At 54.2% G+C, this 10,503-nt stretch carries 12 protein-coding genes; 4 read left to right on the plus strand and 8 right to left on the minus strand.

The features are described from left to right. Positions 1-3: 3 nt before the first annotated feature. From DK507_RS17660 to DK507_RS17695, 8 genes are read right to left on the minus strand one after another with little or no spacing between them, the layout of a single operon-like run. Positions 4-639, minus strand: coding sequence for an FMN-binding negative transcriptional regulator (locus DK507_RS17660; protein WP_109357592.1), 636 nt, complete (start codon positions 637-639; stop codon positions 4-6). Next, positions 639-1,922 carry an RluA family pseudouridine synthase gene (locus DK507_RS17665; RefSeq protein ID WP_109357593.1) on the minus strand — a complete coding sequence of 428 codons (1,284 nt, stop codon included), beginning with the start codon at positions 1,920-1,922 and terminating at the stop codon, positions 639-641. Before DK507_RS17665 ends, DK507_RS17660 begins: the two co-directional genes overlap by 1 nt. Then, positions 1,919-2,296: a fluoride efflux transporter CrcB gene (crcB, locus tag DK507_RS17670; protein WP_109357594.1), complete on the minus strand. Its 378-nt coding sequence runs from the start codon at positions 2,294-2,296 to the stop codon at positions 1,919-1,921. The genes DK507_RS17665 and crcB overlap by 4 nt, the downstream gene beginning before the upstream one ends. 10 nt (positions 2,297-2,306) lie before the next feature. Beyond that, a complete protein-coding gene (locus DK507_RS17675; protein ID WP_109357595.1) occupies positions 2,307-2,570 on the minus strand; it encodes a ribbon-helix-helix domain-containing protein in 264 nt (87 codons plus the stop codon). Beyond that, positions 2,561-3,571 (minus strand): ferrochelatase, encoded by a 1,011-nt coding sequence (gene hemH / locus DK507_RS17680; protein ID WP_109357596.1) that lies wholly within the window; start codon positions 3,569-3,571, stop codon positions 2,561-2,563. The genes DK507_RS17675 and hemH overlap by 10 nt, the downstream gene beginning before the upstream one ends. A 2-nt stretch (positions 3,572-3,573) precedes the next feature. Further along, entirely contained in the window at positions 3,574-5,874 is a 2,301-nt protein-coding gene (locus tag DK507_RS17685) for a xanthine dehydrogenase family protein molybdopterin-binding subunit (RefSeq protein ID WP_109357597.1), read from the minus strand. Continuing rightward, positions 5,864-6,301 carry a CoA-binding protein gene (locus DK507_RS17690; RefSeq protein ID WP_109357598.1) on the minus strand — a complete coding sequence of 146 codons (438 nt, stop codon included), beginning with the start codon at positions 6,299-6,301 and terminating at the stop codon, positions 5,864-5,866. The genes DK507_RS17685 and DK507_RS17690 overlap by 11 nt, the downstream gene beginning before the upstream one ends. 29 nt (positions 6,302-6,330) lie before the next feature. Continuing rightward, positions 6,331-7,293, minus strand: coding sequence for an Mrp/NBP35 family ATP-binding protein (locus tag DK507_RS17695; protein ID WP_109357599.1), 963 nt, complete (start codon positions 7,291-7,293; stop codon positions 6,331-6,333). 131 nt (positions 7,294-7,424) lie between these two features. Between DK507_RS17695 and hflK the strand changes: the two genes are divergently transcribed. The 4 genes from hflK to DK507_RS17715 all read left to right on the plus strand — a co-directional run. After that, the gene (hflK, locus tag DK507_RS17700; RefSeq protein WP_109357767.1) at positions 7,425-8,456 is read left to right on the plus strand and encodes an FtsH protease activity modulator HflK; all 1,032 of its coding nucleotides are present in this window, start codon (positions 7,425-7,427) and stop codon (positions 8,454-8,456) included. Next, positions 8,456-9,307, plus strand: coding sequence for a protease modulator HflC (gene hflC, locus DK507_RS17705; RefSeq protein ID WP_109357600.1), 852 nt, complete (start codon positions 8,456-8,458; stop codon positions 9,305-9,307). The genes hflK and hflC overlap by 1 nt, the downstream gene beginning before the upstream one ends. 9 nt (positions 9,308-9,316) lie before the next feature. Further along, positions 9,317-9,754: a nuclear transport factor 2 family protein gene (locus DK507_RS17710; protein ID WP_109357601.1), complete on the plus strand. Its 438-nt coding sequence runs from the start codon at positions 9,317-9,319 to the stop codon at positions 9,752-9,754. A 298-nt stretch (positions 9,755-10,052) separates the two neighbouring features. Continuing rightward, a partial coding sequence (locus DK507_RS17715) for a S1C family serine protease (protein WP_216822402.1) occupies positions 10,053-10,503 on the plus strand: 451 nt, incomplete at its 3' end.

A 10,503-nucleotide genomic window follows, 5' to 3' on the forward strand; every position in this document is an offset into this window, starting at 1 on the left:
TGCTCATTTTGGACTAAACTCCCGCATCATATGCGCAACAGCCCGGCGACCCAAAGCGTCCAGCGCATCGGCGGCATTATCGCGGGCCGCAACTGGTTTATTCTGGCTAAACTTCGCCGTCGGGCGCCAAGCCACAATTTCCATTTCGAAACCGACAATCGCATCAACCATTTTGTTAAATTTACCCGCATCCATTTTGTCGCGGTGCCACGGTTTCTTCGGGGCCAGCTTTACTTCATTCTGCTCGGCGAGATCATCCAACAGAGCCACAAGGCCCTCTCGCTCCATCTCGCGAACCGAGCCTTCCAATTCCAACGACAGGTAATTCCAGGTCGGAACCTGATCATCCACGCCGTACCAGTCAGGACTGATATAAGCATCTGGCCCATTGATAACGCATAAAGCGGTCATTCCTGACAGGTGTTTGGTCAGCGCATTGCCGCGTGAAAGATGGAATTGCAGTGCCCCGTCGCCGGTTGAAAAAACCGGTACATGGGCCACGCGCGGTCCATCCGGTGTGGTCGCGAAAATCATGCCGAAGCCGATTTGGGCAATTAGCGCCTCGAGCGCAGCCCGTTCATCGGCATCATTGTGGTCATTGCCCGATTTGGGCCATCGAAACGCGGGATCTGGATGCATTAACGGCCCTTTTGTTTGACTTTGGCCTTGTGCGGCATGTTTTTCTTATGTGTGGCTTTTCCGGCGTTGGGACGCTCGCGTTTGGTTGGCTTTCCCGCCTTTGTTGGCTTGCCGCTGGTCTCACCGCGTCCGCGCCGTTCGCCGCGCTTGTCTTTGCGAATTTGCTTGGCATGAGCACGGCCTTGCTTTTTACGCACTGCCTTGCCACCTGGTTTTTTCTCCTCCAGCGGTAGATCACCCAAGCTGAGATCTAAACCCAGTCCCTCAATCGTCTCGGCAAAATGGGGTGGCAAGTCAGCCTTAACATCCAGCTTGTGCCCGTCGGGATGATCGATCCGCAGCCGCCGTGCATGCAAATGCATTTTGCGGCTGATAGAACCGGTAAGAAATGCATCCTTGCCGCCATATTTGCCATCTCCCAATATCGGGTGACCAATGGCCGCCATATGAACACGCAGTTGATGGGTGCGCCCGGTAAATGGCTGCAACTCTACCCAGCAAGCTCGATTTCCCGCGCGTTCGATAATCCGGTAGCGCGATTTCGCCGCCTGTCCGTTTTCTTCATCAACGTGCATTTTTTCACCGCCGGAACCGGGTTGCTTGGATAACGGCAGGTCGATCATGCCATCGACAATTTCCGGCACGCCCATGACTAGGGCCCAATAGACTTTTCGGGCCGTGCGTCCCGAAAACCGCTTGGAAAAGAAAGACGCCGCTCCCGGTGAGCGGGCCAGAAGGATCGCTCCGCTGGTATCCTTGTCGAGCCGATGGACCAACTTGGGCCGGCTTTTTGCATCATAGGTCAGCGCGTCTAGCAAACCATCGAGATGGGTGGTCGTCTTGCTGCCACCCTGTGTCGCCAACCCCGGAGGTTTGTTGACCACTATGGCAGCCTTGTCCTTGTGAATGACCAGTTCCTGCGCAAAATCAATCTGGTCTTGCGACAGTTCCGTACGCGGTTTGGCAATGCGGCCCGGCCGTTCAATCTCGGCAGGTGGTACGCGAATGACCTGGCCTTCATTGATGCGATCGCCGGGGCTGACCCGCTTGCCGTCAAGCCGCAACTGCCCGGTCCGCGACCAGCGCGAAACGACATTAAACGGCACATCTTCCATATGGCGTTTGAACCAGCGATCGAGCCGGATATCATCATCATCTGCGGACACAGTAAACTGACGCACATCCAGTGTTTTGAGCGCCTGTTTCTGGTCCTTGAGCTTGCCCTGACCTTTAGGCTTTTCCTCTTCGGAGCCGCTGTCGGCAGTGGGATCAAAACCGGTCATGCCATTGCCCTCACAGCCATAAGCCCGGCAAATAGCGCGAGCACTGATCCTACCACGGACAGCAATGCATAGCCAAGAGCAATGCCCCAATTTCCGCGTTCGATCATATTCAAAACTTCCAGACTAAAAGCCGAGAAGGTCGTAAACCCGCCCAGCAAACCGACACCGAGCAGCAACCGCCACGGTTCATCGACAAAATCACTGCGCGCCAGCACTCCAGCCAGCACACCCATTAACAACCCGCCCAATAGATTGGCGATCAACGTGCCATAAGGAAGGCCCGTTCCACCCCAATGAAAAACTAGTCGCCCCAGATTGTAGCGCGCAGCCGCGCCTACCGCGCCGCCAGCCATGACAAGAAGGGTTGCGTTCATGCAGGCAGCCTTAGTCGGCTTGGACAGAATTTCCAAGCACATCATGCGTCAGCCACAAGCGGATTGCTGTCGCCAGCCCCGGTGGCTCGTCCGCATCCAGCCGTTGCACATCAATTTGCGCGACCAAAGCATTAATGGGCAGCGCCCGTTTTTCCGATGCCGAGCGGAGCAGTTCCCAGAACAGAGGTTCCAGAGTGATTGATGTCTGGTGCCCCGCAATTGTGATGCTGCGCTTCACCGGCGGATGAAAAATGTCATCCGGTTCTAAATCCATCCGGCCAATTCCCGGCGCATCAGCGTATCGAGCAGATCAATGCCAATAGCGCTGTCATTGAGACAAGGGATATAGGCAAAGCGCTCCCCACCAGCTTCCTCAAAGTCTTCCTTGCCGCGGATTGCCAGTTCTTCACAGGTTTCAAGACAGTCGCTGGAGAAACCGGGCGCAAAAATCGCGACCTTTTTCTTGCCCGCTTTTGCAAGTTCCACGAGCGTCAGATCCGTGGCGGGCTCCAGCCATTTTGCCGGACCAAAGCGCGACTGGAAAGCGATGGTCAGATCCCGCCCCATCGCTTCGGAAAGCAAGCGCGCGGTTTTCTGGCAATGACAATGATAGGGATCGCCCAATTCCAATGTCCGCTTCGGCATGCCGTGAAAACTTGCAATTACCGCATCCGGTTCAAAATCGAGTGCAGCCAAGCCAGCTTCGACACTGGATTTTAACGCTGCAATATAAGCGGGATCATCATGATATGCTGGCAGCGTGCGGATGGCTGGATGCCAGCGCATCGATTTGACCGCATCAAACACCGCATCATGCACACTGGCCGTCGTTGCTCCACTATATTGCGGATAGAGGGGCGCCATCAGTATGCGATCACAACCTGCATCCTTCATTGCCTGCAACCGACTTGCAATACCGGGATTGCCATAACGCATGGCCCAATCAACATGAACATCATCGCCATATTTCGCAGCCAACGCCTCTGCCTGGCGTCGTGTATATACGGCAAGCGGCGATCCTTCATCCGTCCAGACCAGACCATAAGCATGGGCTGATTTTTTGGGCCGGGTGTTCAAAATGATCCCGCGCAATATCGGCTGCCAGAGGATGTCGGGTATCTCGACCACGCGCTTGTCCGACAAAAATTCCTTCAGATAGCGTTTGACTGCCTTTTTGTCTGGCGCGTCAGGGGTTCCGAGATTGACCAGCAACAGGCCAACTTTTCCGGTGGCGACCGGCGGATGCCCCTCAGGCAGGTTATCAAGAATCTGCATAATTAAGATGCCTCTGAAAAAAGCGGTAGCTGACGAAAACGAACGCCGGTTGCGGAAAATAAGGCGTTGGCAATGGCTGGAGCCACAGCCGGCACACCGATTTCCTCAACGCCCACCGGTTCCTCTTCGCTGCGAATAAATTCAACCTGTATGGACGGAATTTCCGATAATCTCGGTAACGCCAGATCGCTCAATCGCCGGGCACTGGCAATACCGCGATTAAAACGGGTTGACGATCCCAAAGCCATGGCAAGGCCGTAAACAATGCCGCCTTCAATCTGTTGCCTTGCAATTTCAGGGTGAATGATCCGTCCAACATCGGCTGTGGCAGAAATCCGGCTGACCCGCAGCCCACCTTCGCCGCGACTGGCACTGACAATGACCGCAATATGGCCGCCACGCATCGAATGACAGGCAAGGCCCATGCCGCTACCATCCAGCCCGCCGTCCCAACCGGCCATAGCGGCCACCCCGGTCAAACAGCGCGCCAGGCGCGGCCGATCCGTCATCATCGGCATCCGGTATGACAACGGCTCGATTCCTGCTTTTGATGCGAGTTCGTCGATGAAGGATTCGACGAAAAAAGCATTGTAGCTATGGGCATTGCTACGCCAGTTACCGGTTGGCGCGCCAATATAGGCCGGGTGATGGTCGAGCGAGAAATTGGCGATATTATATTGCACATCCGCCCCTTCGACCGCTTTTACATCTGCCTCATCAATCGAGGCGCGCATGGCGGCAATATCATCCATGCCGCGCACGATCCGTTTACTTTGTTCCCTCGCTGACGCCGGAGCCGCTATCTTGACCTGCAAGGCCTGTATGCGTCCTGCTTTATCGGTCGCAGCATCAAGCCGGGCATGGGCGGGCGCACGATAGTGATCGTGCATCATTTCTTCTGCGCGCGACCACATCAGCTGTACCGGGCGACCCATTTTTTCTGCTATAATAGCCACTTGTGCCGCGATTTTGCTGTCAAGGTTACGGCCGAATGAGCCCCCCGCCAGCATTGGATAAAGCGTTACGCGGTCTGTAGCGATGCCGATCGCCTTGGCAGCGGCCTGCACAGCCGAGGCAGGCGCCTGTGTCGCCAGCCAGAGCTCTAGCCGGTCATCTTTATAGTCAGCCGCTGCCGTTCGAGTCTCCATCGGCGCATGCACCGCTGCATCCGCCTGATAGCGCGAGCGAATTGTCTGATATTCATCAAAAGCCGGCTGTGTCTCTCCGCGACTGGCAAACCGGATGCCCGGCCCATCTTCCAAAGCCTCTTCCAAGGCCACATCCATCTTTTCGCTGTCTGGCAGCAGTCCGGTTGTTTCAAACATCGGGCTCATTTTGTCGAGCGCGTCATTGGCAGCCCACCAGTTTGTTGCAACGGCGGCAATCCATTGATCATGCTCAACCACATCAACCAGACCGATGATCTTGTCGGCTCCCTCACGGTTAAACGACTTGAGGCGCGTCGCTCCAATAGGCCCCTGACGGATGGAGGCAAAGACCATATCGGGCAGTCTCACATCACCCGCAAAATTGGCCGAACCATCAAGTTTTGCCGGCAAATCAAGTCGAGGAATATCTTGACCGACCAGATTGTTGACCGGATCGGAACGCAGCGGTACCGGATCAGGCAAATCCTGTTTGAGCGCACTGGCGACCAGTTCGCCAAAGCGCATCTTATTATCACCATTGGAGATAAATCCATTTTCAGCGATACAGGTTTCCCATTCGACATCCCATTTTTCAGCCGCCGCCTTGCTGAGCAAAATGCGCGCCGCTGCGCCGGCTTCGCGAAAACTGTCGGAATAAGCAGGAACCGAGGAGGAATCAGCCGTTACAATGAAATCATTGCGGGTCGCGATATTCTTGGCAGCCCAGCTTGCTGCTTCTTCCTCAGTTAACTTGGCAGCTCCCGGCGGCAGTAATGTCTCGGCCCATTGCTGAGCCAGGAAGTTGTTGGCGTATAACGGGTTGATCGGCGCCGGTTCGACGGCGATCGTCCGCCAGTCAGCACCCAGTTCATCGGCCAAAATTTGCGGCAAAACCGTGTAGACGCCCTGCCCCATCTCACTTTGAGGTACGACAACAGTGATTTGCCCCTCTTTCGAAATCTTGAGGTAAGCACCAAAGATTTCTTCATTCTCGGCGGCGCTAATATTGGGCTCGTAAGCACGTGGCCAGATGGCCCAGGCGACGATCAGCCCGGCCGCTGTTCCGCCCCCGATCAGGAAATTGCGGCGCGTAAACAGCGCGCTTCGTTTTTCCCCCTCGTCCGGTTCTGGATCCGATTCCGGTTTAGTCGCCATCGTCGTTCTTCAACAGACCGAGCCGGGGAATTTCTATTTTGGGGCAGCGATCCATAACAACATCAAGTCCCGCTTCTTCAGCGCGTTCAACCGCCGGCCTGTTGATCACGTTGAGCTGCATCCATACGGATTTAGCGCCCACCGTTATGGCTTCATCCACGACGCCGCCCGCCGCATTCGAGTTGCGGAAGATATCGACCATATCGATCGACTTCTCGATGGCTTCGAGAGACGGCGCGACCTCTACCCCGTGCAATTCCTGACCAACCAGTCCCGGATTGACTGGCGTGACATCATAACCCTGGTCGAGAAGGAATCTGAGAATACGATTACTGGCGCGCTCTGGCTTGGCTGATGCGCCAACGAGAGCAATATGTTTGGTTTCGGTCAATAGACGGGCGATGTCTTCATCAGTTTCCAAAAGCATGGCCGGTCTTTCCCTTCGCAGTAAACGACTTATTGTTCATCCAACCACGTCGCGAGCGTTTTTGCAATATCGTGGAAAGCCTTTCCTTGCAGACTGTCAGAATGAGCTGGCGGCGTTCCACCATCGCTGGATTTGCGAATTTCGATGTCCAGAGGCACCCGGCCCAAAAACGCCATGCCCATTGTCTTGGCCGCCGCTTCGGCGCCGCCGGCTCCAAAGGGATCGCTAACTTCACCGCAATGCGGACAAATATAACCCGCCATATTTTCAATCATTCCGATGATCGGGATTTTCGCCTGTTCAAAGAGATCAACGGCCCGCACGGCATCCATCAACGCAAGATCTTGCGGTGTCGAAACAATCAACGCCCCGACCGGCTTGTGGTTTTGCATCATGGATAATTGCACATCTCCGGTGCCCGGCGGCATGTCGACGATCAAAAGCTCGGTATCGCCCCAATGGGCATCAATCAATTGCTCCAGCGCCTTGCCCGCCATCGGGCCGCGCCACGCAATCGCCTGACCCGGCTTGGCGAGATGTCCCATAGACAGCACCGGAATATCATATTCATTCCGAACAGGGATTAGCTGCTTTCCTTCGGCCTCGGGTTTGCGGCCTTCGCAATTCAAAAGACGCGGCTGGGACGGGCCGTAAATATCGGCATCGACCATGCCAACTTTGCGCCCCATTGCTTTCAGCGCAATGGCGAGATTCGTGGACAATGTGGACTTGCCAACCCCGCCTTTGCCACTACCGACAGCGATCAGACGACGCTGGATCTTCTCGGCCGTCATCACAATGTCGACCTTTTCAACAACATCTAGTTCCAAAAGCTTACCTTTTACGGCAATCTCAATCTGTCCGCGCTCGCGAACATCGAGTCCGCTGACATTTAATACTAGCGAAACGCGCCCTTCTTCTAGACGAACAGCGCTAAATCTTCCGCTGGCGACCTCTTCAAGGGCCGCTTCGATGTTAGAAATATCGGTCATTTGTTCCGCATAGTTACACTTTTATCCGATTGACACTGTTTTTCTGACACCACGCTACCTATAATGAAAACATGGATAAAAAAATTGACGGGCAAGCGGCCCAAAAAACGTTCTTGGGTTCTATACTGAACATGGCTAGCCCTTGGGGCAATGGCGGCGGAGACGATGGCAAAGGCAGTGGTCCGCGTAATCCGTGGGGTAATCCTTCAGGCGGATCTTCTGGTGGTGGCGGCAAGAGCGGATCCGCTTCGCTCGAGGAACTTTTCAAAAAAGGCACTGGCGGCGGCTTTAAAGGCGGTATCCCGAAACGGCCTGGCGGCCGTCCTTGGTGGCCGATCATCTTGATCGGCTTCATTATTTTGTGGGCTTTATTGACTTCTATCCACCGGGTGAGCCCGCAGGAACGCGGCGTGGTGACGTTTTTCGGTTCCTATTCACGGACCATGCAGCCAGGCTTGCATTTCTCGCTTCCTGCTCCGCTGGAGCAAGTGATGAAACTCGATGTGGAAGAAATTCGCACAATCGATATTCCGACCGGTGAATCGGAAAAGCTGATCCTGACCGGTGATCAGAATATCGTCGACCTGGCCTATTCCGTGCGTTGGAACATCAAATCGCCGGAACTATTCCTGTTCCAGATTGCCGAACAGGAAGAAACGATCAAGGAAGTCGCTGAATCCGCTATGCGCGCAGCGGTCGCCAATTTCACACTCGATGATACTATCGGTTCAGAGCGTACCGAGATTGAACAACAGGTCGAACAGAATATGCAGGCTCTGCTCGATGGTTATGGGGCTGGCGTCGTGATCCGTGGTATCGCAATCAAAAAAGCCGACCCGCCCGCCGCCGTGAACGACGCGTTTAAGGAAGTGTCGGCCGCACAACAGACCGCGCAGACCTATCTCAACGAAGCGCGTGCCTATGCACAACAGTTGACTGCACAAGCGCAAGGTGAATCGGCTGCTTTTGACAAGGTTTACGAGGAATATCGGCTTGCCCCGCGCGTGACGCGGCAACGCATGTATTATGAAACGATGGAGCGAGTATTGTCGCAAGTCGACAAAACTATTATCGAGGCAGATGGCGTAACGCCTTACCTGCCACTTCCTGAAATCAAAAAGCGGGCTCAAGCAGCGGCGCCCCAAGTCGTGGAGGCGAAATAATGAGCAACATCATGAAAAATCCCGTTGCGCTTAGCATCATCGTTTTCGGCTTGATCTTGGTACTGGTCAACACGCTGATCATTGTACCGGAAACCCGTCAGGGTGTTGTCGTCCGCTTTGGCGAGCCCGTACGGATCATCAATCGCTACCAAGACAATACGCCTTTCGGTCAGACCGGCGCAGGACTGCTGCCCAAATTCCCTTTCATCGAACAGGTGGAATGGATAGACAAGCGCATTCTCGACGTTGAGATGGAACAGCAACAAGTGCTCTCTACCGACCAGTTGCGTTTGCAGGTCGATGCCTTTGCCCGCTTTCGGATCACCGATCCGTTGCGGATGTTCATTGCTGCTGGCAACGAAGCCCGCGTGGCTGATGAACTGCGTCCGATCCTGGGTTCTGCATTGCGTAACGAGCTGGGCAAACGGCCTTTCGCTGCCCTTCTGAGCCCCGAGCGGGGTCAGGTGATGGACAATATCCGCACCGGCCTGAACCGGGTCGCCCGTCAATATGGAGCGGAAATTGTAGATGTGCGGATCAAACGCGCCGATCTGCCTGACGGAACGCCGCTTGAAAGTGCCTATCAGAGAATGCGGACAGCACGTGAACAGGAAGCACGCACGATCAAGGCGCAAGGCGCAAAACAGGCACAGATTATCCGCGCAGAAGCAGATGCAAGTGCAGCTAGGACCTATGCTGAAAGCTTCGGCAAAGATGCTGATTTTTACGATTTCTACCGTGCCATGAAAAGCTACGAAACAACCTTCCGCAGAGGCCAGGAAGGCGATCCCAACTCGTCTTTCGTCCTTTCACCGGATAACGAATATCTCCGCCAGTTCCGCGGAAGGTAAACGACTTTGATGTCCAACCGGGATATCGTGAACGCCTATTATGAGGCGCTCGCCCGGTTGGACGTCGACGCGTTTGAAGCGCTTCATCATCCTGATGTTATCTATAATGTGTCCGGCAACACCATTATCTCCGGCCGCTATGACAGTTTCGAGGCACTGAAAACCATATTACCACTGATTTTTGACACTCTCGATTTCGAACAGTTTCAGTTTGCGGAAAACTGGAAGATCATGAATGACGGACCCGATGGCACCACGGCAATCATGGAAGCCAAGGGTATTGCAAAAAATGGCAAGCGCTATGATCAACGTTACGCCCATATTTTTACTTTCCGCGATGGCAAGATAGCGTCCGTCCACGAATTTTTCGATACACAGTTGGCAAATGAATCGCTGGACTTTATCGGTAAGCCGCCTTGTCAAACCGATGGTGATTTCAGGCTGTGACGGCATTTCATAAGTAGAAATACGCCAAACCGCAAGCCAACGACTACAATTGTCGTTTTTTCTGCAGAAAGACGAGGTTTTTCGATAAATTGGCTATTTTTGGCTTGCGAATGCCGTTTGTCACACCCAGATATCTGGGACGGGGTCTAAAATCACCTATCTTATAGGCGATCTTAATGATCGACTGTGGTAACATTCAAATTCGGTTCATAAATTTTGCGCCAATAATTTATGTAACTTGAAGGATTTTGGTATCGAATGTTAATTGTCGATACCGTCAAATTGAGAGGAATATATTGTGCGTTACGCTTACGGAATTTCAGCAGCTTTGCTTTTGGCGGGAGGAGCAGCGGCGTTAACCGGCATCGGGTCAGCCGGTGCTCAAGTCGCTGCCAATGACAGTCAGGTTATGAGAGCCGCTGCGCCGCGCCCAGGCGCGCCGATGAGCTTTGCCGACCTGACCGAGCAATTGCAGCCAGCCGTTGTAAACATTTCTACCACACAGCGCGTACGGGTAAGAAATAACCCATTCGCCGGCACACCATTTGATGGTCTTTTCGGAAACCGCCGCGGTGGAAGCAATGGCGGACAGACCCGCCAGGCCCAATCCCTTGGTTCTGGCTTTATCATTTCCGCTGACGGCTATGTAGTCACAAACAACCACGTGGTTGCCCCCGGCAATCGCAACGCGACGATTGAAACAATCACCGTAATCATGCCGGATCGGACAGAATATGAAGCTGTCTCTT

This window comes from Sphingorhabdus sp. EL138, from assembly GCF_900258045.1.
Lineage (GTDB): Bacteria > Pseudomonadota > Alphaproteobacteria > Sphingomonadales > Sphingomonadaceae > Parasphingorhabdus.